Origin of the sequence: Candidatus Pantoea multigeneris, assembly GCF_011752615.1 — a bacterium.
Lineage (GTDB): Bacteria > Pseudomonadota > Gammaproteobacteria > Enterobacterales > Enterobacteriaceae > Pantoea > Pantoea multigeneris.
This window is the reverse complement of record NZ_VWXF01000005.1, coordinates 1-21,522: the sequence shown is the minus strand read 5'-3', so window position 1 is coordinate 21,522 and position 21,522 is coordinate 1. Positions and strand designations below refer to the sequence as shown.

The 21,522-nt window shown below is 54.9% G+C and carries 18 protein-coding genes and 1 riboswitch; of the genes, 6 read left to right on the top strand and 12 right to left on the bottom strand.

Going from position 1 to position 21,522, the window contains the following annotated elements; all coding sequences use genetic code 11:
* Positions 1–231: 231 nt before the first annotated feature.
* Both F3J40_RS12830 and folA read left to right on the top strand, forming a co-directional pair.
* On the top strand, positions 232–1,374 hold the full coding sequence (locus F3J40_RS12830; protein ID WP_167015203.1) for a porin: 1,143 nt from the start codon (positions 232–234) through the stop codon (positions 1,372–1,374).
* Positions 1,375–1,603: 229 nt separating this feature from the next.
* On the top strand, positions 1,604–2,083 hold the full coding sequence (folA, locus tag F3J40_RS12825) for a type 3 dihydrofolate reductase (RefSeq protein WP_017345595.1): 480 nt from the start codon (positions 1,604–1,606) through the stop codon (positions 2,081–2,083).
* A 51-nt stretch (positions 2,084–2,134) separates the two neighbouring features.
* Here the strand turns inward: folA and apaH are convergent, their stop codons facing one another.
* From apaH to lptD, 6 genes are read right to left on the bottom strand one after another with little or no spacing between them, the layout of a single operon-like run.
* A complete protein-coding gene (gene apaH, locus F3J40_RS12820) occupies positions 2,135–2,992 on the bottom strand; it encodes a bis(5'-nucleosyl)-tetraphosphatase (symmetrical) ApaH (RefSeq protein WP_167015201.1) in 858 nt (285 codons plus the stop codon).
* 60 nt (positions 2,993–3,052) lie between these two features.
* Positions 3,053–3,430, bottom strand: a complete 378-nt coding sequence (gene apaG, locus F3J40_RS12815) for a Co2+/Mg2+ efflux facilitator ApaG/CorD (protein WP_017345593.1) — start codon at positions 3,428–3,430, stop codon at positions 3,053–3,055.
* Between the two features lie 4 nt (positions 3,431–3,434).
* Positions 3,435–4,259, bottom strand: coding sequence for a 16S rRNA (adenine(1518)-N(6)/adenine(1519)-N(6))-dimethyltransferase RsmA (rsmA, locus tag F3J40_RS12810; RefSeq protein ID WP_017345592.1), 825 nt, complete (start codon positions 4,257–4,259; stop codon positions 3,435–3,437).
* Positions 4,252–5,244, bottom strand: a complete 993-nt coding sequence (pdxA, locus tag F3J40_RS12805; RefSeq protein ID WP_167015199.1) for a 4-hydroxythreonine-4-phosphate dehydrogenase PdxA — start codon at positions 5,242–5,244, stop codon at positions 4,252–4,254. The genes rsmA and pdxA overlap by 8 nt, the downstream gene beginning before the upstream one ends.
* Positions 5,234–6,529 carry a peptidylprolyl isomerase SurA gene (surA, locus tag F3J40_RS12800; RefSeq protein ID WP_167015197.1) on the bottom strand — a complete coding sequence of 432 codons (1,296 nt, stop codon included), beginning with the start codon at positions 6,527–6,529 and terminating at the stop codon, positions 5,234–5,236. Before surA ends, pdxA begins: the two co-directional genes overlap by 11 nt.
* A 54-nt stretch (positions 6,530–6,583) precedes the next feature.
* Positions 6,584–8,953 carry an LPS assembly protein LptD gene (gene lptD / locus F3J40_RS12795; RefSeq protein WP_167015195.1) on the bottom strand — a complete coding sequence of 790 codons (2,370 nt, stop codon included), beginning with the start codon at positions 8,951–8,953 and terminating at the stop codon, positions 6,584–6,586.
* Positions 8,954–9,134: 181 nt separating this feature from the next.
* On the opposite strand from lptD, the gene djlA reads away from it, so the two are divergent.
* Positions 9,135–9,950 carry a co-chaperone DjlA gene (gene djlA / locus F3J40_RS12790; RefSeq protein ID WP_167015193.1) on the top strand — a complete coding sequence of 272 codons (816 nt, stop codon included), beginning with the start codon at positions 9,135–9,137 and terminating at the stop codon, positions 9,948–9,950.
* A gap of 98 nt (positions 9,951–10,048) precedes the next feature.
* Here djlA and rluA read toward each other — a convergent pair whose 3' ends face one another.
* The 3 genes from rluA to polB all read right to left on the bottom strand — a co-directional run bounded on the left by rluA (position 10,049) and on the right by polB (position 16,200).
* Positions 10,049–10,702 carry a bifunctional tRNA pseudouridine(32) synthase/23S rRNA pseudouridine(746) synthase RluA gene (rluA, locus tag F3J40_RS12785; RefSeq protein WP_167015665.1) on the bottom strand — a complete coding sequence of 218 codons (654 nt, stop codon included), beginning with the start codon at positions 10,700–10,702 and terminating at the stop codon, positions 10,049–10,051.
* Between the two features lie 39 nt (positions 10,703–10,741).
* Complete coding sequence (gene rapA, locus F3J40_RS12780; RefSeq protein WP_167015191.1) at positions 10,742–13,648, bottom strand: RNA polymerase-associated protein RapA; 2,907 nt, start codon at positions 13,646–13,648, stop codon at positions 10,742–10,744.
* A gap of 155 nt (positions 13,649–13,803) precedes the next feature.
* A complete protein-coding gene (gene polB, locus F3J40_RS12775) occupies positions 13,804–16,200 on the bottom strand; it encodes a DNA polymerase II (RefSeq protein ID WP_205297358.1) in 2,397 nt (798 codons plus the stop codon).
* A 116-nt stretch (positions 16,201–16,316) separates the two neighbouring features.
* Between polB and F3J40_RS12770 the strand changes: the two genes are divergently transcribed.
* Positions 16,317–17,081, top strand: a complete 765-nt coding sequence (locus F3J40_RS12770; RefSeq protein ID WP_017345584.1) for a DedA family protein — start codon at positions 16,317–16,319, stop codon at positions 17,079–17,081.
* Here the strand turns inward: F3J40_RS12770 and thiQ are convergent.
* From thiQ to thiB, 3 genes are read right to left on the bottom strand one after another with little or no spacing between them, the layout of a single operon-like run.
* Positions 17,078–17,773 carry a thiamine ABC transporter ATP-binding protein ThiQ gene (gene thiQ, locus F3J40_RS12765; RefSeq protein ID WP_167015187.1) on the bottom strand — a complete coding sequence of 232 codons (696 nt, stop codon included), beginning with the start codon at positions 17,771–17,773 and terminating at the stop codon, positions 17,078–17,080. The genes F3J40_RS12770 and thiQ overlap by 4 nt on opposite strands.
* The gene (gene thiP / locus F3J40_RS12760; protein WP_167015185.1) at positions 17,757–19,343 is read right to left on the bottom strand and encodes a thiamine/thiamine pyrophosphate ABC transporter permease ThiP; all 1,587 of its coding nucleotides are present in this window, start codon (positions 19,341–19,343) and stop codon (positions 17,757–17,759) included. Before thiP ends, thiQ begins: the two co-directional genes overlap by 17 nt.
* The gene (thiB, locus tag F3J40_RS12755) at positions 19,343–20,329 is read right to left on the bottom strand and encodes a thiamine ABC transporter substrate binding subunit (RefSeq protein ID WP_167015183.1); all 987 of its coding nucleotides are present in this window, start codon (positions 20,327–20,329) and stop codon (positions 19,343–19,345) included. Before thiB ends, thiP begins: the two co-directional genes overlap by 1 nt.
* A 45-nt stretch (positions 20,330–20,374) precedes the next feature.
* A riboswitch (TPP riboswitch) is annotated at positions 20,375–20,464 on the bottom strand.
* A 322-nt stretch (positions 20,465–20,786) separates the two neighbouring features.
* On the opposite strand from thiB, the gene F3J40_RS12750 reads away from it, so the two are divergent.
* Together F3J40_RS12750 and F3J40_RS12745 are read left to right on the top strand one after the other, a co-directional pair.
* Positions 20,787–21,215 carry a DcrB-related protein gene (locus tag F3J40_RS12750; RefSeq protein WP_017345580.1) on the top strand — a complete coding sequence of 143 codons (429 nt, stop codon included), beginning with the start codon at positions 20,787–20,789 and terminating at the stop codon, positions 21,213–21,215.
* An 81-nt stretch (positions 21,216–21,296) separates the two neighbouring features.
* A partial coding sequence (locus F3J40_RS12745; RefSeq protein ID WP_167015181.1) for a hypothetical protein occupies positions 21,297–21,522 on the top strand: 226 nt, incomplete at its 3' end.

Below are 21,522 nucleotides of genomic sequence, written 5' to 3'. Positions count from 1 at the left end.
GTTAAACATGAGCAAAATGTAAGCTTGTGACATATTTGGAAATGACACAGAATGATTAAACTATGACTAAACGCAATGATTTTACTTATGTTTTTAGCTTCGAAGGAAGGTTCAATTTGTGCATAATTAATCGCACAAAATTATAAAAATGACACTTCCTGAAAATTTAATTCATAAGTAAGATGTTTTTCGCTCATTACTGCAGCGATAACTATGGAAAACTATTAAAAAATGAAAATGCGTGCTTTCTCCCTGTGTGCAGTTGCTGCACTGATGGCAGGTCTTCCATTAGCCAGCCAGGCCGAAATTACTTTATTGAAGCAAGATCCGAAAGCGGGTGATCCGCTGAGCCGCCTCGATTTTAAAGTAGGTGGTAGCATCCGTCCTCAGGTCCAGAGCATGACCGGTGTGGGCGACAAATCTTACAAGCGTGACGGCTATGATGGCGGTTCACGTTTCCGTTTCACCGCGAACTACTACCTGTTCGATGACGTCAGCTGGGTAGGTTACTACGAGCTGGGCGTTAACTTCCCGGCATGGTTTGGTTGGGATGGTCACTATGCTGATGGCGCTCACAACACCACGCGTCGCCAGCTGTACACCGGCTTCACCAGCAAAACCTGGGGTACTCTGACCTTCGGTCAGCAGAACAGCGTGTTCTACGATGTGGTAGGTGTGAAAACTGACCAGTGGAACTACGACATGCTGGCGCAGGCACCAGGCAACGGTATTAACGGCGATTACGACGGTTCTTACCGTTCACGTAAAATGCTGAAGTACAAGAACACCTACGGTGCTGCGGATGTTTATGCCGCTTACCTGTTTGAAGATACTAACTACCTGCCAGGCAAAGGCATCCGCTACAAGCGTGATGGCGGTGGTTCTCTGGGTGTGGACTACCACATCACCAAAGACCTGACCTGGGGTACTGCGTGGAACTACACGCGTGCTGATGTACGCAACCGCGACAACAGCGATAACAAAACCTACAACCAGAACATCTATGGTACTGCTCTGAGCTGGACCCCAGGCAACTGGACGCTGTCTGGCGGTGTAGGTTACTACCAGAACTTCCTGCTGACCAAAACCAGCCAGGTACATAACTACTTCGCAGACGATGCATGGGGCGTTGAATACTACGCAGCCTATAAGTTCCCACTGGCAAACCCAGTGCTGACTTACATCCAGCCATACGCGATGGGTGACCGTCTGGAGTACGTAAATGGCCGCAACTATCAGCGTATCGATAACGGTCTGGGTGTGAAGCTTGGCTTTGGCTACGGCTTCAGCTTCTACTACGAGCATGTCTTCACCTCCAGCACCGACAAATCGCTGGGTGACGTGAACCTGCTGCGTCTGCGTTACGATTTCTGATAATAGCAACGGCTCCTGCGGGAGCCGTTTTTTTACCCTCTAATCCACTGCTTCTCTACACATCTCTGGCGATATCCATCACTCTCCTGTGTTGTGGCGGAGTTTTACGCTGACTTAGCAACAAAATGCGGTGGCAAAACGGCTTTACGCAATTAGACGTTCCCTCCTATCGACGAAACTTTGTGCTTTACGTATGATGTCGCCAATTTTTTACCTGTGAGTCTTAATCATGATTAGTCTGATCGCGGCACTGGCAGCAGATCGCGTTATCGGCATGGAAAATGCCATGCCCTGGGATCTGCCTGCAGATCTGGCGTGGTTTAAGCGCAATACACTCAATAAGCCAGTGATTATGGGACGGCTGACGTTTGAATCCATTGGGCGTCCGTTACCTGGGCGACTGAATATCGTTATCAGTAGCCAGCCTGGCATCCATGAAGGTGTTACCTGGGTCACTTCAATTGCAGATGCCCTGAGCGTAGCAGGCGAAGTAGAAGAGGTGATGGTGATTGGCGGTGGACGCATCTACGAACAGATGCTGAAACATGCAGATCGGCTCTACCTGACCCACATTGATGCGGAAGTCGAAGGGGATACACATTTCCCGGATTACGATCCCGGCCACTGGCAGTCGGTGTTCAGTGAATTCCACGATGCAGACGCGAAGAACTCCCACAGCTACTGCTTCGAGATTCTGGAACGTCGTTAAGTGGTGTCAGAAGTGAAAACGCCCGGTCATTAAACACCGGGCGTTGTTTTATCAGTCCGTTGAAGATTGTGTGACCGCTTCGGTCGCTAACGCCTGTTTGCGATTGGAAGGCTGAACATAGTAGGTCTGGCTCTCCCAGTGCAGCAAGGTCAACACGCCACCCCAACAACAGCCGGTATCGAGGCCGTAAACGTGCTCGGGCGTGCCTTTGCCCTCCAGCGAAGCCCAGTGACCAAACACCACGCTGTACCCTTCAGGAATTTTGTTTGCCACGTTAAACCAGGGTTTTAACGGCGGTGGCGCAGACGCAGGTTCTTCTTTGCAAATCATATCCAGTTGCCCGTTCGGGAAACAGAAACGCATCCGCGTCAGCGCATTGGCACTGAACCGTAAACGAGACAAACCGCTCAGCTCCGGCGTCCAGTTATTTGGCATGTCACCGTACATGGAGTCGAGGAACAGCGGGTAGCTATCGCTAGAGAGGATCGCTTCCAGCTCAGCTGCACAGACCTTCGCGGTTTCAAGATCCCACTGGGGAGTGATGCCTGCATGCGCCATGACCAACTGTTTTTCTTCGTCTATCTGCAATAACGGCTGGCGACGCAGCCAGTTAATCAGGTCATCGGCATCCGGTGCTTCCAGCAGTGGCGTCAAACGATCTTTCGGTTTGTTGCGGCTAATTCCGGCATAGACTGCGAGCAGATGGAGATCGTGATTACCCAGCACGATGCGCACGCTCTCGCCAAGGGATTTCACGTAACGCAGCACTTCCAGTGAGCCGGGGCCGCGTGCAACTAAATCACCCGTCAGCCACAGAGTATCTTGCTCGGGCTGGAAATCGACCTGTTTCAGCAGTGCACGTAATTCATCGTAGCAGCCGTGAACATCGCCAATCAGGTATGTACTCATAAACGTTTCGTCCGGAATAGAAAAAAACAAAGCCCGGAGAGGCCGGGCAGCAGGATGCGATCAGTGGATGTGGGTATGAATGGCCAGACGGAAAACCGGGATGTCCACGGCAAACTCCTCACCGTTTTCATCTACCATGACATAGTGGCCTTGCATGGTTCCCATCGGCGTTTCCAGTACCGCACCGCTGGTATACTGATATTCGCTGGCGGGAGAAATAGTGGGCTGCTCGCCCACCACGCCTTCGCCTTTTACCTCAGTTTCACGCCCGTTGCCGTTGGTGATAAGCCAGTGGCGGCGTAACAACTGCACGGGATTTCGCCCCAGATTGCGCACGGTGATGGTATACGCAAAAACAAAACGCTCCTCATCGGGTGAGGATTGGGTTTCTACATACAGCGTCTGCACCTGGATCACAACGCGAGGCGAATCACTCATGAGATTAACTCTCCTTCAGGCTTTCCTGATGGTCGGCCAGCCAGTTTGCCAACTGGCAGAATTGGGCTACGGAAACGTTCTCTGCACGCAGTGAGGCATCAATGCCCAGCTCTTCAAAAGCACCGGCCGCCACCATGTGGCTCAGGCTGTTGCGCAGCGTTTTACGGCGCTGACCGAAGGCTTCCATCGTGATGCGGCTCAACAGGCGCACATCTTTCACTGGGTGTGGCAGCTCGGTGTAAGGCACCAGGCGCACTACCGCGGAATCCACTTTTGGTGGTGGAGTAAACGCAGAAGGTGGCACTTCCAGTACCGGGATCACCTGGCAGTAATACTGCGCCATTACGGTGAGACGGCCATAGGCTTTGCTGTTTGGCCCCGCAACCAGTCGATTAACCACTTCTTTTTGCAGCATGAAGTGCATGTCTTTAATCGAACCAGTATAGCTGAAAAGGTGGAACATCAGCGGCGTCGAGATGTTGTATGGCAGGTTGCCAAACACACGCAGTGGCTGACCACGTTCCGCGGCTAATGCGGCGAAATCAAAGGTCATGGCATCCTGCTGGAAAATCGTCAGCTTAGGACCGAGGAACGGGTGTGTTTGCAGACGAGCAGCAAGGTCACGGTCCAGTTCGATGACGGTCAGCTCGTCCATGCGCTCGCCAACGGGCTCAGTCAAGGCTGCCAGCCCAGGGCCGATTTCTACCACGGCTTCGCCGCGCTGCGGATGGATGGCAGCTACGATGCTGTCGATGATGTACTGATCGTTCAGGAAGTTCTGCCCGAAACGTTTACGGGCAAAGTGCCCCTGATGGACGCGATTATTCATTACTGCTCTTGATCATGGTGATGGCGAGATTAAGCGCCGTTATAAAGCTACCCGGTTCTGCTTTGCCCAGACCCGCCAGTTCAAGGGCGGTGCCGTGGTCAACGGAGGTGCGGATAAAGGGGAGGCCGAGGGTGATATTCACCGCGCGACCAAAGCCCTGGTATTTTAGCACTGGAAGCCCCTGATCGTGATACATCGCCAGCACAGCATCGGCATGTTGCAGATATTTGGGCTGGAACAGGGTATCAGCAGGCAGAGGTCCGGTCAGTTTGATGCCCTGGGCGCGCAGTTCTTCTAGCGCGGGGCTAATGGTATCGATCTCTTCACGTCCCATATGGCCGCCTTCACCCGCGTGTGGGTTAAGGCCGCAGACGTAAATTTGCGGTTCTGCAATGGCAAATTTCTGCTGAAGATCCTGATGCAGGATCGTGATCACTTCATGCAAGCTCTCACGGGTAATGGCATCAGAGACGTCTTTGAGCGGCAGATGCGTGGTCGCTAACGCTACGCGTAGCTCCTCGGTTGCCAGCATCATCACGACGCGATGGCCACCGGCGCGATCGGCGAAGAATTCAGTATGACCGGTAAAAGGGATACCCGCGTCATTGATCACGCTCTTTTGTACAGGGCCGGTGATCAGGGCGGAAAACTCGCCGCTAATGCAACCGTCACAGGCACGAGCCAGCGTATCCAGTACGTAATGCCCGTTCTCAACATTCAGCTTACCCGGCTGTACCGGTTGCGCAGTATCGATGTTGAGTAGCGTCAGGCTGCCCGCGCGCTGAGCGACAGGCTCAGCGCTGGCATCATAATCACGCAGGCTGAGCGGTAAGCCCAGTAGCTCGGCCCGGCTTTGTAGTAGTGCGCCTGAGGCGCACACCACCAGTTCAACCGGCCAGTCTTGCTGGGCCAGTTGAACGGTGAGATCGGGACCAATCCCGGCGGGTTCGCCGGGAGTGATCACTACACGATAATTACTGGCCATTGTTATCCAGAATCTTCACATAGGCTTGGGCACGCTGCTCTTGCATCCAGGTTTGCGCTTCTTCAGCAAACTTACGGTTGAACAGCAGGCGATAAGCACGGTCTTTTTCTGCCGAACCGGTTCTGTCCACTTTACGGGTATCCAGCAGCTGAATCAGGTGCCAGCCGAAAGAGGAGTGAACAGGCTGGCTTACCTGGCCTTTTTGTAGCTTCAGCAGCGCATCGCGGAACGCAGGATCGTAGATGTCTGGGGAAGCCCAGCCTAAATCGCCGCCCTGGTTGGCAGAGCCTGGATCGTCAGAGAACTGTTTCGCAGCAGCAGCGAAAGTGGTTTTCCCACTGCGGATATCAGCAGCAATCTGTTCGATTTTAGCACGCGCCTGGTCATCACTCAGAATCGGTGACGGCTTCAGTAGAATGTGGCGTGCGTGGACTTCCGTAACGGAGACGTTAGGCGTCTCTTTACGCACATCGTTCACTTTCAGGATGTGGAAGCCAACACCCGAACGGATTGGGCCAACAATGTCGCCTTTCTGCGCGCTAGCCAGTGCCTGGGTGAACAGGGTTGGCAGCTCTTCAATTTTGCTCCAGCCCATGTTGCCGCCTTTCAGCGCCTGTGAGTCTGCTGAGTAGGTCACGGCCAGTTTGCCGAAATCAGCACCGCCTTTCAGCTGAGCGATCAGCTGGCGTGCCAGTTTTTCCTGATCGTCAACCTGCTGTTGGGTTGGGTTCTCTGACAGTGGCAGCAGGATGTGGCTGACATTCACTTCAGTGCCTGGTGCGTTTTGCGCGCTCATCTGCTGTGCCAGCGTATCCACTTCCTGCGGCAGAATAGTGATGCGGCGGCGAACTTCACCGTTACGCACTTCAGCAATGGTCATCTCTTTGCGGATCTGAGCACGGTAGGTGTTGTAGTCAATGCCGTCATAGGCAATGCGGCTACGCAGCTGATCCACTGTCATTTTGTTCTGTGCAGCGATGTTACCAATTGCCTGATCTAACTGCTGATCGGTAATTTGCAGGCCGGCTTTATCACCCATTTGCAGGATGATGCTGTCCATGATCTGCTGCTCCAGGATCTGATGGCGCAAGGTGTTGTCGTCTGGCAGTTGCTGACCAGCCTGAGTCGCCTGGGATTTCACCGTACGCATCATGCTGTCGACGTCACTTTCCAGAACCACACCGTTGTTTACCACAGCGGCAACTTTGTCCACCATTTGTGGTGCTGCGAACGCAGTGTTGGCAGCCATCGCCACACCAAGAATCAGCATTCTCCAGTTCTTCATACTTTATCCATTGTTGTTTCCGCACTGCGGGATTGCCTGTCAAACATCACAACATCAGAAAGCGCGCTGGTAAGGGATAATGCCCTCACGCAGCATCTGATCGGTGCCCAGGCCATAGCCAGAACTCAGACCACGTAGCTCAATGTTGAATGAGATTTGGTTGTCATACTTACTGTCGTTATTTTCCCAACCGTTGATTTTGCGCTCGTAGCCAACGCGGATTGCATAGCAGCAAGAGCTGTATTGCAGGCCGAGTAGCTGTTCTGCCGGACGGCTGTTACGTGTGTCATAGTAGGTTGCGCCTACCACAGACCACGAATCAGCAATTGGCCAACTGGCGGTGGCCCCTACCTGCGAAATCCCGTTTTTGTAGATCGGGTTATTCAGCAGAGAAGAGTCATTCAGCGCGCTGGCAACGTATTCCGGGCTGCTGTAACGGTAGCTCAGCTGAACCATACGGTCGGCATCCTGACGATACTCAATAACCGCATTGCCCTGCGCTACGTTATCAAGGCGCGTGTCATACTGAATGCCGCCGCGCACACCCCAGCGATTGCTGATTTTCCAGTAGCTGTCACCTGCCCAGATCAAGCTGCCGGTGTCATCTTCATCGGTTGTTTGCGTCGCGCCCGTGCGAGACGGGGTAAACGAGTAGATTTGACCAACAGAAAGGTTAAAACGTTCAACCAAATTGTCATCATAAATACGCGTCGTGACACCGGTGGCTAACTCGTTGGCAGAGGCAATGCGGTCGAGGCCAGAATAAGTACGATCGCGGAACAGGCCGGTGTAGTCCGTTTGCAGTAACGTTGAGTCGTACGGATAAATATTGCTCTGGTTGCGATACGGGATGTAAAGGTACTGAACGCGCGGTTCCAGCGTCTGAGTGTAGCCTTTTGACCAGTCCATATCGCGGTCAAACACCATACGGCCATCAATTTTGAACTGAGGCATGGTGCGGTTGACCGAGTTTTTCAGCTGGTTGGTGTGTGTGGTATCAATGTTTTCATTGTAATAATCCACACCGGTTTGCTGATAGTGGGTCGCGAGGAACTTCGCTTCTGTATCCAGGCTCGCCCAGCTATTGGACAACGGCAGGTCGAGCGTTGGCTCGATGTGCAGTCGCGTGGCTTCCGGATAGGCGTTGTTTACGTTGGTAAATTTCACCGCCTGCGCATAGATCCGGCCATCAAACGGACCGATATCATTCTGATACAGGTTAACGTCCAACTGCGGCATAGCGCGATAAACGTTATTGGTGCTGGTGTTACCGAATACCTGGAAGTCTTTGGTGGAAAGTGTGGCGTTCCAGTTAGTATCGGCATACCCGAAGCTGAATTTCTGCGTGGCGTAGCCATCTGTCGAGCTGTAATAGCGCGAGGTCAGATCGTTAAAGTAGTAAGGATCGCTGACTTTGGTGTAGTCAACGTTCATGCGCCAGTGCTGATCGTACACACCAGAGTGACGCCAGTAGAACAACCAACGGTTGGAGCTATCATCATCGGCAATGCTGCGCACCGCTTTATCACGGTTGTACTGGGAATCATGAGGCAGGAAATCCAGCTCCATCAGACCCGCACCGAACTGCGACAGATAACGGAATTCATTCTGCAATTGCAGGCCGCGCTTACTCATGTAGTGCGGCGTAATGGTGGCATCCGCCTGCGGCGCGATGTTCCAGTAGTAAGGCAGCATGAATTCGAAACCGTTGCTGCTGCCATACTTCGCGTTCGGGATCAGGAACCCGGAACGGCGGCGGTCACCAATCGGTAATTGCAGATACGGGCTGTAGAAGATTGGTACACTGCCGAGCTTAAAGCGCGCATTCCAGATTTCCGCCACTTCTTCCTGGCGATCCTGAATCACTTCAGAACCGACTACACTCCAGGTGTTGGCACCTGGCAGGCAAGAGGTGAAGCTGCCATTTTCCAGAATGGTGTAGCGATTATTGCCGCGCAGTTTCATCTGGTCTGCGGTACCACGTCCCTGGCGGCCTACCATCAGGTAATCCCCGTTCCAGACGTTGGTATCTTTGGTATTCAGATTAGACCAGGCTTTAGGACCATTCAGGATGACCTGATTGTCGTCATAGTGCACATTACCCAGCACATCAACGGTGCGCACCGGGGTGGTCTGGCCGTCTTGCTGGCGTTGATGCAACTGCATTTCATCGCCAGTCAGCCGCCCGTTGCCCTGTTGGACATCTACGTTGCCGGTGAAAACCGCGTCATCAGGATAGTTACCTTTCACGGAATCCGAGTGAATGGTGACCGGAAGCTGATTCGTCGTGCCGGGAACCAACGGACGATTGTAGCTCGGCACGCCCAGCATACACTGCGACGTGAGGTCGTCAGCCAGCGAATACTGGCTGTATAGTGCGGCACCAATCATGGTTGCCAGCAGGGTAGGTATCTGTTTTTTCATACGCGGTTCGGGATTTCCATGAAAACGGGCATCATGCCGACAATCGGCTCAGAGACTAACTTACTGCCCGGCGTTGTGCCAGTGTTAATCCATGTCTGATCGCGTTGCTGTTAGGCACTGAAGTAAATGAAAGGTATGATAATGCAATTTTCAGCCGCAAGCATGGCGAATTGAGGAGTTTATGCGCTACTGGGGAAAAGTAATCGGTCTCTTGCTGGGGTTAATTTCCGGTTTTGGCTTTTGGGGGATTGTTGCGGGGTTGCTGATTGGGCACCTGGTGGACGTGGGTCGCAGTGAGCAGGTGAAGGCGTTTCGCGCCAATAACCAGACGCGGCAGGCCACCTTTTTCCGTACCACTTTCCAGGTAATGGGACATCTCACGAAGTCGAAGGGACGAGTCACGGAAGCGGACATTCAGGTAGCCTCTTTGCTCATGGATCGCATGCAACTGCACGGGGAAGCGCGTGTGGCAGCGCAGCAGGCTTTCCGTGAAGGCAAGCAAAGTGATTTTCCACTGCGCAGCAAGTTACAGTCTTTTCGCAGTGTCTGCTTTGGTCGTTATGATCTGATTCAGATGTTTCTCGAAATTCAGATCCAGGCCGCATTTGCTGATGGTTCGCTGCATCCCAGCGAGCGCCAGGTGTTGTATATCATCGCTGAAGAGCTGGGTATTTCCCGGATGCAGTTTGAGCAGTTCTTGCGCATGATGCAGGGCGGGCAGCAGTTTGGCGGCGGTCATCGCGGCGGTTACGGCGGCGGCTACCAGCAGGCCCAACGCGGCCCAACGCTGGAGGATGCATGCAGCGTATTGGGTGTGAAAGCCTCGGATGATGCCACCACGATTAAGCGCGCCTACCGTAAGCTGATGAGCGAACACCATCCAGATAAACTGGTGGCTAAAGGTTTGCCACCGGAAATGATGGAGATGGCCAAGCAAAAAGCGCAGTCAATCCAGTCAGCTTATGATCTGATTCGAAAGGAAAAAGGATTTAAGTAACGGCGGGTTATTCTGGCTGAGACGATGAACTAAACACTGGTTTACTTCATCGATCGGCCAGAAAACGGTTTGGCTGTCAGGCTGTCGCGGAGTGCGAATCAAAACTCCGCAGGCTGACGAAAAGTCATGCTGTTACCGAATTTCGGGTGCACAATCGTCAGTGATTCGGCGTGCAGTTGCAGGCGTGGAGCCATGGCTTTAGCCTCTGGATGGGCATAAAAGTTATCGCCAAGAATCGGATGACCCAGCGCCAGCATGTGAACACGCAGCTGGTGCGAACGGCCAGTGATGGGCTTTAGCGAAACCCGCGCGCTGTTATCCGCATCGTAAGAGAGCACTTCATACTCGGTTTGCGCCGACTTACCGGTTTCATAGCACACTTTCTGCATCGGCCGATTCGGCCAGTCGCAAATCAGCGGCAGATCCACCAGGCCTTTTTCCGGCGTCGGATGCCCCCACACGCGAGCCACATAAGTCTTGGACGGCTCACGATCGCGGAACTGGCGTTTCAGCTCGCGTTCAGCGGGTTTGGTCAGCGCGACCACAATCACACCACTGGTGGCCATATCAAGGCGATGCACTGACTCCGCTTCAGGAAAATCACGCTGAACGCGCGTCATGACGCTGTCTTTGTGCTCTTCCAGTCGGCCAGGTACGGACAACAAACCGCTGGGTTTATTGACGACCATAATAAAATCGTCCTGGTAGAGAATATGCAGCCAGGGGTCGCGCGGAGGGTTATAAGGTTCCATCATCTGTTCCAAAACAAGGGGCCTTACGGCCCCATAAACTTACTGGTGTGTCACCACAATCAGGCGTAACGCATCAAGACGCCAGTTGGCATCGTTCAGGCTGTTCAACACTTCCTGACGGTTGGTTTCCAGCGCTTCGACTTCATCGTCACGGATGTTCGGGTTCACCGCTTTCAATGCTTCCAGACGTGACAGCTCAGCACTCAACTGCTCATCCGCTTCCTGACGGGCAACCTCGATCAGTGCACGCGCTTCCGGTGCCACCACATCTTCACCTTTGGTCAGAATGGCGTGAACTTCTTGCTGTACGGCATTCACCAGCTTGCTGCCAGTATGACGGTTAACGGCGTTGAGCTGACGGTTGAAGCTTTCGAACTCCACTTTACCCGCCAGGTTAGTGCCGTTGCGGTCCAGCAGGATGCGCACTGGCGTTGGCGGCAGGAAGCGGGTCAGTTGCAGGTGCTTCGGTGCCTGAGCTTCCACCACATACACCAGCTCCACCAGCAGCGTGCCGACCGGCAAAGCTTTGTTTTTCAGCAGTGACAGGGCGCAGCTACCGGTATCACCTGACAGGATCAGATCCAGACCGTTACGAATCAGAGGATGTTCCCAGGTGATGAACTGCGCATCTTCCCGTGACAGTGCCTGATTACGGTTAAAGGTAATGGTGCAGCCATCTTCCGGCAGGCCTGGGAAATCCGGCACCAGCATGTGGTCCGATGGCGTCAGGACAATCAGGTTATCGCTGCGATCCTCCTGGTTGATACCGACGATATCAAACAGGTTGAGGGCAAAGTTAACCAGCTCGGTGTCGTTGTCCTGAGCAGCAATTTCATCAGCCAGTTGCTGTGCGGCTTCGCCACCGTTGGAGTGCATCTCCAGCAGGCGGTCACGGCCCTGTTCCAGCTGCAATTTCAACGCATCGTGCTGTTTACGGCAGCCAGTAATAAATTCATCCAACCCTTCTGGGTTTTCAGGTGCCGCCAGATATTCGATCAACTGACCATAGACGCTGTCATAAATGGTACGACCGGTCGGGCAAGTATGTTCAAACGCATCCAGACCTTCGTGATACCAGCGCAACAGCACCGCTTGAGCCGTTTTTTCCAGCCACGGCACCATGATCTCGATATCGCGCATCTGACCGATACGGTCCAGACGACCAATACGCTGCTCCAGCAGGTCCGGGTTAAACGGCAGGTCGAACATCACCAGGCGGCTCGCGAACTGGAAGTTACGGCCTTCAGAACCGATTTCAGAACAGATCAGCACCTGAGCGCCATCTTCTTCTGAGGCGAAGAAGGCCGCTGCGCGGTCGCGTTCGATGATCGACAAGCCTTCATGGAACACCGCAGCGCGGATACCTTCGCGCTCGCGCAGAACCTGTTCCAGTTGCAGTGCGGTCGCGGCTTTGGCGCAAATCACCAGCACTTTATGTTTGCGGTTGGTGGTCAGATAGCCCATCAGCCACTCAACGCGTGGGTCGAAGTTCCACCAGGTGCCGCTATCGCCTTCAAATTCCTGATAAATCTGTTCTGGATAGAGCATGTCACGCGCGCGTTCATCCGCGCTTTTACGCGCACTCATGATGCCAGAAACTTTGATCGCCGTTTGATACTGCGCAGGCAGTGGCAGGCGGATCTGGTGCAGTTCGCGTTTCGGGAAGCCTTTCACACCGTTACGGGTGTTACGGAACAGCACGCGGCTGGTGCCGTGGCGATCCATCAACATGCTGATCAGCTCTTTGCGTGCGTCCAGCTTGCCTTCGCGCTCGCTGTTAGCGACCTGTAGCAGCGGTTCAATGTCCTGCTCGCCGACCAGATCGTTAATCAGGTTCATCTCATCATTGGAGATGGCGTTGTCAGCCAACAGCGAAGAGACCGCATCGGCAACCGGGCGGTATTGCTGCTGTTCGGCATTGAAAGCTTCGAAATCGTGGAAACGATCCGGGTCCAACAGGCGCAGACGCGCAAAGTGGCTTTCCATCCCGAGCTGCTCAGGGGTTGCAGTCAGCAGCAGTACACCAGGGGTGCTTTCGGCCAGTTGCTCAATCACCTGGTACTCACGGCTCGGTTCGCCTTCAGACCAGGCGAGGTGGTGCGCTTCATCCACCACCAGCAGGTCCCACTCGGCTTCAGCCAGCAGGTTCAGGCGCTGCTTGTTACGACGCACGAAGTCCAGCGAGCAGATAATCAGCTGCTCGGTATCAAACGGGTTGGTGCTGTCGTGTTGGGCTTCGGCGTAGCGGTCGTCATCAAACAGGGCAAAACGCAGGTTGAAGCGGCGCAGCATTTCAACCAGCCACTGATGTTGCAGGGTTTCTGGCACCACAATCAGCACGCGCTCAGCACGGCCAGCCAGCAGCTGTTGCTGGATGATCATCCCGGCTTCAATGGTTTTACCCAAGCCCACTTCATCCGCCAACAGTACGCGAGGCGCGTGGCGACGGCCTACATCATGGGCAATGTGGAGCTGGTGCGGAATCAGGTTGGTACGCATACCGCGCAGGCCACTGACGGCTAAGCGATATTGAGCACTCTGATATTTACGTGCGCGATAGCGCAGGGCGAAACGGTCCATGCGGTCAAGCTGACCGGCGAACAGGCGATCCTGTGGCTTACTGAACACCAGTTTGCTGTCGAGCATCACTTCGCGCAGTATCACGCCGCTCTCTTCGGTATCGAGGCGGGTACCAATATAGGTCATCAGGTCATTGGCATTGCGCACTTCATCGACGACCATCTGCCAGCCTTCGTGGCTGGTAACGGTATCACCGGGGTTGAAGATAACACGTGTGATGGGAGAGTCATTGCTGGCGTAAAGGCGGTTCTCACCCGTTGCTGGATACATTAACGTAACCATACGTGCGTCCACCGCTACCACGGTACCCAGTCCCAGTTCACTTTCCGTATCACTTATCCAGCGCTGACCTAATGTAAACACCATATTTTTTTAGCTCGATTCTCTTAGTGTGTTTTTGATATGTATTCCTGCTCACAGGCAATAGTTTGTCGCCAGGCGAAGGGGCCTGGTGCAGGTAACTTTGCAGTGAAGGTGAGGAAGGGCGCTATGGTACTGGAAGGCGGGGCTTTCGCCAACAGTCAAAACAGTCCTAACTGACCTGTTATTAGTGTAGCAAAGTCATCACCGACAAAAGGCAGGATGCCATCGGCAACTGGCTGTAGCTGACGACTAATGTAGTGATCATAGTCAAGCGGCGTTGAACGAGCTTCCAGCGGTTCCGGCCCGGCGGTGGCCATGACGTAGCGGATCGAACCGCCATTTTGGTAGAGCAACGGTCGCCCCTGTTTCTGATTGAAGTCATCGGCTAGCCGAGCCGCGCGCACATGTGGCGGTACGTTGCGTTCATACTCTTTGAGTGGGCGACGCAGGCGTTTTTTATACACCAACTGGTCATCCAGTTCTCCGGCCAACAGTTGGCTGACGGTGGTGCGGATATACTCCTGCCAGGGCTGGCGATGAAAAATCAGGCTATAGAGCTGTTGCTGAAACTGTTGCGCGAGTGGCGTCCAGTCGGTACGCACTGACTCCAGCCCCTTAAACACCATGTGGGCCTGCTCACCCTGGCGAATCAAACCGGCATAACGTTTTTTACTGCCCTGTTCCGCACCACGAATGGTCGGCATGAGAAAACGGCAGAAGTGATTCTCATACTCCAGCTCCAGTGCGCTGCTCAGCCCGTACTCCTGCTGCAAATGCTGCTGCCACCACTGATTAACGTGGCTTGCCAGCCGCTGACCAATTTCTGCGGCTTCGGTTTCACTGTGGGCGGATTTCAACCAGACAAAGGTGGAATCCGTATCGCCGTAAATCACGTCAAACCCTTCGGCTTCAATCAGTGCCCGCGTCTGCTGCATGATGGCATGGCCGCGTAGCGTGATTGACGAGGCGAGGCGGGGATCGAAGAAGCGGCAGGCGCTCGTGCCTAACACGCCATAAAAGGCATTCATGATGATTTTCAGCGCCTGCGACAGCGGCTTATTGCCCTGCTGTTTGGCGTGTTCGCGGCCTTGCCAGATTTGCTCCACGATGGCGGGTAGCGCATGGGTATGGCGTGAAAAGCGCGCCTCGCGAAAGCCCGGTACGGAATCCACATCATCAGGATGGGCGAGGCCTTCCACCAGCCCAACCGGATCGATCAGGAAAGTACGAATGATGGAGGGGTACAGGCTTTTGAAATCCAGCACCAGCACGGAATCATACAGGCCGGGGCGAGAGTCCATCACGTAGCCGCCGGGGCTGGCTTCTGGTGCCACTTCGCCTAAATTGGGGGCAACAAACCCAAGCCGATGCATGCGAGGAATGTAGAGATGACCAAACGCAGCGACGGAACCGCCATGCCGGTCTACCGCCAGGCCATTCACCGCTGAACGCTCCAGTAAAAAAGGCATCAGATCGGTTTTATGGAAAATGCGCGTGACCAGCTCGCAGTCTTTCAGGTTGTAGCGCGCCAGGGCTGGCTTATCGTTCGCGAAGCGCCAGTTGATCTCTTCCATGCGCTGCCAGGGGTTGTCAATCGCTTTGCCTTCACCCAGCAACTGCTGGGCAACGGCTTCAAGGCTGAAAGAGGGGAAATCCCAAAAGGCGGATTTAAGCCCTTCGATACCATCAATGATCAGGCGACCGTTGGCCTGGGCAAAAAACACACCGGGTTTGAAGCCGTGTTCGCGCCACTCCAGTGCGCTATTATTGCGGCCCAGGCGCAGTGGAATGCCGTAACGGTCAGCATGCTTTTGCAAGACACGCAGATCAAACTGCACCACATTCCAGCCGATAACCACATCGGGATCGTGTTGGGCAAACCAGGCGTTAAGCGCCTCCAGCAGCTGTGGGCGGCTATCAAGGTAGATCAGTTCAAAATCCAGTTTACTGGCATCCCCGTTAGCGGGGCCGAGCATGTATACCTGACGCTGACCACAGCCTTCCAGGCCGATGCAGTACAGTTCACCGTGTTGCGTGGTTTCGATATCCAGTGATACCCACTTCAGCGGCGGGCGATAATCCGGATGGGGCTTGATACGGGCATTACGTATTACTCCGCCGCGCGGTTCGCCATCAAACCACACCGCAGCGGTGATAAAACGCTCCATTAAAAAGCGCTCGGCGGGGCGAATATCACCTTCATAAACCGGTATACCTTGCTCGCGTAGCAGCTTCTCTAGCCGTTGTAGCTGACGATATTGGCGGCAGTAGAGGCCAAATACCGGACGATGCCGAAAATCCCGCAGCGTCAGCGGCGTGATGCGCCAGTGCGACTCTGGCTTTAACAAGGCTTCAACCTGTTCGCGCCAGGCTTCCGGAATAAAAGCCACCGCTTCCTGTGGTGGTAAAATCACCTGTTGCGGGCCACTGTCCGTAGCCAGCCACAGGCTGATTTCACTGCCTGTTGGGGTATCGCGCCAGTGGCGACTGAGAAGAAATCCGGCTTGAGGTGTGGTCACAATAACTCCGCTGCGTAGTTGCTGAGAGTATAGCATGTATATTTATACAGTTCCCAATGGCACTTAATGTCAATGCCTCTCTACAATTCTCACCTTGACGCTGTCGGCCTGGCTCTGGACAATCCTGCCTTCGGTTGTCGTTAAGGATGGTTATGGAAGCCTGGGTACAACATCTGTTTACACAGTCACTGGAGTGGGCTTTATTTGCCGTTGCACTGGTGACTTTTCTCGAATCTCTCGCGTTGGTCGGGCTACTGCTGCCGGGTACAGTGATGATGGCGAGCCTCGGCGCGCTGGTGGGCAGTGGCCAGATTGGCCTCTATCCGGCGTGGGCGGCGGGATTTGCCGGCTGCCTGCTGGGTGACTGGCTCTCCTACGGTATTGGCTGGAAATTCCAGGGGCCGTTGCACCGCTGGAAATACCTGAAAAAGCATCAAAAGCTGCTCGATAAAACCGAACATGCGCTGTATGAACACAGCATGTTTACCATTTTGGTGGGGCGCTTTGTCGGGCCAACGCGGCCACTGATCCCCCTGCTGGCGGGAATGCTGGAACTGCCGGTGCGGAAATTTATTGCCCCGAACTTGATCGGCTGCCTGCTCTGGCCACCGATCTACCTGATGCCCGGTATTCTGGCTGGCGTAGCCATTGATGTGCCGAAGGCGGATCAGGGCGGCGGGTTTAAGTGGCTGCTGTTAGGCACGGCAGTGCTGGTCTGGTTGGGTGCCTGGCTCTGCTGGCGCTGGTGGCGCAGTGCAAAAACCCAGGACTGGCTGTCGCCCAAACTCACCGTGGCCCGATTACGCTGGCTGGCACCCCTCGGGCTTATCATCGGTGGTGGGGCGTTTGTTGCCCTGCAATTCCACCCGATGATGCCACTGTTCCGTCATCTACTGTGGCGGGTGTTTTTCGGTTAGCGCACACCCAGAATACTGGCGGCGGGGCTTTCTCCCGTCAGTAGCTGCGCTGTAGGGCCATCCCAGTAAACTCTGCCATCTACGACCACTACGCTGCGCGGTGCAATTTGCTGCGCATCTTCCAGACTGTGTGACACCATTAGCAACGTCATCTGGCGCGCTTCACACAGGCTGCGAACCCGCTGAAGCATCTCTGCTCTCAGGGCCGGGTCAAGGGCAGAGAAGGGCTCATCGAGCAGCAGCACCGGGCGTTCGCGCAGTAAACAGCGCGCCAGCGCCACGCGCTGCCGTTGCCCGCCAGAGAGCTGCCCTGGCAAACGTGACAGCATCTCCCCCAGCCCCATCTGTTGTGCAATCTCCAGCACCTGCGCGCGCTGCGTGGCATTCAGTTTCATGCCCGGATGCAGCCCCAGAGCCATATTTTGCTGTACGGTCAGGTGGGGAAACAGATTGTTTTCCTGAAACAGCATTGAGACCGGCCGCTGTGCCGGTTCACTGTGAGTGTGATCGTCACCATTAATCCAGATGCTGCCCTGGCTCACGGGTAAGAATCCGGCAATCAGGTTGAGCAGGGTACTTTTCCCTGCGCCACTTGGCCCAAGAATCGCCAGCCGTTCGCCTGCCTTGATCTCAAGGTTGAAACGCATCGGCAGATGTTGATAGAGGTAGGTCAGATTATTGAGTGTCAGCATGGCGACCTGAAAGTTTTTCCATCACGGTGAACAAAATCAGACAGATGAGCAGTAGCAGGAGCGCGGTCACTGCCGCATCCGAGCCGCGATAAGCGCCAATCTGTTGATAAAGGTAAAAGGGTAGCGTGCGGAAATTCTCGCTACCAAACAGGGCAATAACGCCGAAATCCCCCAGTGACAACACACAGGCAAACGCCAGTGCCAGCGCCAGTGGGCGCTTTAATGCCCGCAGCTCAATCACTCGCAGTCGGTTAAGGCCGCTCAGGCCAAGCGAGGCGCACAGTGGTGCATAACGCTCGCTTAGATCGCGCATCGGGATTTCCAGTACCTTCATCGCGTAGGGGATGGCAATCAATGCGTTAGTGAAGATCACCAGTCCATCAGGGCGCTCGGGCAGTCCAATGCTGTTATTGAGGAGTAAAAAGAAACCGGTCGCCAGCACAATACCCGGCATTGCCAGAATTAACATCCCGCTGGCTTCCATACTCTGTGCCGCCAGCAAACGCTGACGCTGGCGAAGCTCCCGGCTGCTCCACAACAGCATCATGGTGAGCACAATACACAGTATTCCTGCACCGAGTGCGATACGCAGTGAAGTGAATGTTGCCTGCCACAGTGCAGGTTGCGCCAGCCCGTGGGCAATGCCCCCTTGCAGGCCATTCACCACCACCGCCAGCAGCGGCGGCAGCAACAGCAGCAGGGTAAACCCAATCAGCAGGCTATCGGTGATTTTCGCGAATCCAGAGTCGTGAGGATCGCGCCATTGCAGGAGTTGCGTATGCCCGCTGGGTAACGACTTACTCAAACGCTGGCTCACCGCCAACAGGCTCAGGCAGCAGAGCAGTTGCAGGAGCGCCAGCAGTGCCGCACGAGCCGGATCGTAGTCATAACTCAGCGCCTGATAGATAGCCAGTTCGATGGTAGTGGCTCGCGGGCCGCCCCCCAGCGCCAGCACAGTGGCAAAACTGGCGAAGCACAGCATAAAAATCAGCGCCCCTGCGGGCAGCAACTGGCGACGCAACCACGGCCACTCCAGCAGGCGAAAACCATACCAGCCGCGCAGGTTGAGCTGAGCCGCGAGTTGGCGCTGTTCCGCCGGAATGCGCTCCAGCGCTTGCAGCATCAGGCGGGTGGCTAGTGGCAAGTTGAAGAATACGTGCGCCAGCAGAATGCCCTGCAAGCCATAGGGGGAGAAGTTCCACGCCAGCCCTACATGCTGACAAAGCTGTGCCAGCCAGCCGACGCGCCCATAGACGGTGAGCAGACCAAACACCGCCACCAGCACCGGCAGCACCAGCGTCATGGCGCACAGGCGTAGCAGCCACTCCCGGCCTGGAAAACGCCTGCGCCACAGTGCCCGTGCAATGAAGAGCGCCGGAATAACCGACAGCAGCGCGGACAGCAGTGCCTGGGTAAAGGAGAAAAACAGCACGTGACGCAGATAGCTATCTTGCAGCAAACCCCAAAGATTGGCCGTGGGCGCGGAGAACCACAGTGCAGCGAAGGCCAGCAGTGCCACACTGCCTAGCAGCAGCATGGCACTTACGCCGGGAAGTAACCAACGTGGCATCAGCGGCTAACGGCTGCTTGCCAGGCGTTGACCCAACCGGCGCGATGCTCAGCCACCTGTTCGGCGGAGTAGCTCAGCGTGGTTGCAGGCTGAACCAGCCCCTGGAAACCGGCCGGAAGATCGGTTTTGATCACCGGATACATCCAGTTGCCCTGTGGAATGGTATTCTGGAAAGCCGGGGAGACGATGAACTGCATAAACTGCTGTGCCAACTGCGGCTGTTGGCTGTTTTTCAGCTGTGCGGCCACTTCGACCTGCACATAATGCCCTTCGCTGAACGGCGCGGCGGCGTAATTCTGTTTTTTCTCTTCAATAATGTGGTACGCCGGAGAGGTGGTGTAACTCAGCACCAGATCCGCTTCTCCTTTCAGGAACAGACCATAGGCTTCACTCCAGCCTTTGGTTACGGTCACGGTTTTCTGAGCCAGTTTCTGCCAGGCCGCAGGTGCCTGGTCACCATACACTTTTTGCATCCACAACAGCAGGCCAAGCCCAGGCGTACTGGTGCGGGGATCTTCATAAATCACGCGCCATTTTTGCGGGCTTTCCACCAGTTCTTTCAGGCTTTTGGGCGGGTTCGGCAGCTTATTTTTGTCATAAACAAAGGCAAAGTAACCGTAATCAAACGGGACAAAGGTGTTGTTCTGCCAGGTTTCTGGCAGTTGCAGTTTGCTGGTATCAACGCCGCTTGCCTTAAACAAACCAGTTTGCTGCGCCGCCTGAAGCAGATTGTTATCCAGCCCGACCACCACATCCGCCTTGCTGTTTTTGCCTTCCATACGCAGACGATTGAGCAGCGAAACACCATCTTCCAGGGCAACGTATTTCAGTTCACAGCCACATTGTGCTTCAAAGGCTTTTTTCACTGCCGGGCCGGGGCCCCAGTCAGAGGAGAATGAGTCGTAGGTGTAGACCGTTAATACCGGCTTGGCCGCGAAGGCAGGCGCTGTTATCAGCAGCAGGACAGGTAAGATTTTTTTCAACACTTTGCGCTCCAGAGGCATTTGTCATGTTATGCGCAAAGGATCTGAGTTTCACAGCCTCTCAAATCCCTCCGCTGGCATTAACCAGATCAGGTTCGACGGGTTTCTCTCAGCCTTGTGGCACCCCGTTGAGAACGCGCTCATTCTAGTGAAGCCGTGCAGAGACTGCCAGTGCTTTGCCCAATGTACGGTGGGGTAGCAGGAAATTTTTTTATAAATAATTGGGCAGAATATTGGTGGGAATCATCAGGTGTATCGCTGTATTTGCGATGCATTATTGCCCTGGATTTCGCTGAGCAGCAGGATGTTTTACCCGGCCCATTAGATGAGACATGCGCTGGCGGATTTTTGCGCGCTGCTCTGATTGACATCATGCTTTAATTTTGTGAATGTTCCGCCGGTCGCGCTCCAGGCGGTGGGTCTGGTTGACGCATCAGGGATCACAAGACAGGAACCGGTTATGGATTATCGTTTTAACGAAGGCTCACTCTCACTGTTTCCTGCGGAGTGGCAGGACGCATCGACTCAAATTCTGCGTGATACAAAAGGTGGTCTGACTATTGTCATCAGCCGTGCGCCGCTCGCCAGCGGAGACACTGCGGCTCAGGCGTTTCGCCAGCAGTGGGAGATGTTGCGTCCGCAAATGCAGGTCACGGCGCAGAGTGAATTCAGCACCGTGTTGGTCGGGCCGGAAGGGCGCTTAGCGGCCACCGCGGTGGAAACGGCGTTTAGCCACAATAATCAGCCGCTGTGGCAAAAACAGCTGGCGCTGCCGGTGACGGATGGCAAGCAGATGCTGGTGCTGACCCTTTCGGCAGCGCGTGAATTCACCGCCGAAGATCACCAGCGCTGGCAGGAGATTTGTACGTCGCTGACGTTGCAAGGTTAGTTGAAGGGGGCACGTAAGCCCCTTAACCAGGATGTTATTTTTTGGGCCGATTGGCCTACCAGAATTTAAGGACAGAGCGCAGTGAGCGACGGATACGCAGCCCGCAAGGGCGACCCGATTATTCACACCACCCTGCTGGCGGACATCATCAGCGTGGTGGCCGAAACCGTCACCTACGGCCTGGCAGGCGCTTACGTGATGGCCGCCGCCACCGCCGCCGCGCCGTTTGTGGCGGCCGGGGCCGTGGCGATGACCGTCACCGCCATCAGCAGCAGTTGTGTACTCAGCGGCATTGTGGTCGGGGCGG

Excerpts from the sequence above, each read along its gene's own strand:
- F3J40_RS12830 (WP_167015203.1), top strand. The coding sequence starts at position 232 with ATGAAAATGCGTGCTTTCTCCCTGTGTGCAGTTGCTGCACTGATGGCA.
- folA (WP_017345595.1), top strand. The coding sequence starts at position 1,604 with ATGATTAGTCTGATCGCGGCACTGGCAGCAGATCGCGTTATCGGCATG.
- apaH (WP_167015201.1), bottom strand. The coding sequence starts at position 2,992 with ATGAGTACATACCTGATTGGCGATGTTCACGGCTGCTACGATGAATTA.
- apaG (WP_017345593.1), bottom strand. The coding sequence starts at position 3,430 with ATGAGTGATTCGCCTCGCGTTGTGATCCAGGTGCAGACGCTGTATGTA.
- rsmA (WP_017345592.1), bottom strand. The coding sequence starts at position 4,259 with ATGAATAATCGCGTCCATCAGGGGCACTTTGCCCGTAAACGTTTCGGG.
- pdxA (WP_167015199.1), bottom strand. The coding sequence starts at position 5,244 with ATGGCCAGTAATTATCGTGTAGTGATCACTCCCGGCGAACCCGCCGGG.
- surA (WP_167015197.1), bottom strand. The coding sequence starts at position 6,529 with ATGAAGAACTGGAGAATGCTGATTCTTGGTGTGGCGATGGCTGCCAAC.
- lptD (WP_167015195.1), bottom strand. The coding sequence starts at position 8,953 with ATGAAAAAACAGATACCTACCCTGCTGGCAACCATGATTGGTGCCGCA.
- djlA (WP_167015193.1), top strand. The coding sequence starts at position 9,135 with ATGCGCTACTGGGGAAAAGTAATCGGTCTCTTGCTGGGGTTAATTTCC.
- rluA (WP_167015665.1), bottom strand. The coding sequence starts at position 10,702 with ATGGAACCTTATAACCCTCCGCGCGACCCCTGGCTGCATATTCTCTAC.
- rapA (WP_167015191.1), bottom strand. The coding sequence starts at position 13,648 with ATGGTGTTTACATTAGGTCAGCGCTGGATAAGTGATACGGAAAGTGAA.
- polB (WP_205297358.1), bottom strand. The coding sequence starts at position 16,200 with ATGCTATACTCTCAGCAACTACGCAGCGGAGTTATTGTGACCACACCT.
- F3J40_RS12770 (WP_017345584.1), top strand. The coding sequence starts at position 16,317 with ATGGAAGCCTGGGTACAACATCTGTTTACACAGTCACTGGAGTGGGCT.
- thiQ (WP_167015187.1), bottom strand. The coding sequence starts at position 17,773 with ATGCTGACACTCAATAATCTGACCTACCTCTATCAACATCTGCCGATG.
- thiP (WP_167015185.1), bottom strand. The coding sequence starts at position 19,343 with ATGCCACGTTGGTTACTTCCCGGCGTAAGTGCCATGCTGCTGCTAGGC.
- F3J40_RS12750 (WP_017345580.1), top strand. The coding sequence starts at position 20,787 with ATGGATTATCGTTTTAACGAAGGCTCACTCTCACTGTTTCCTGCGGAG.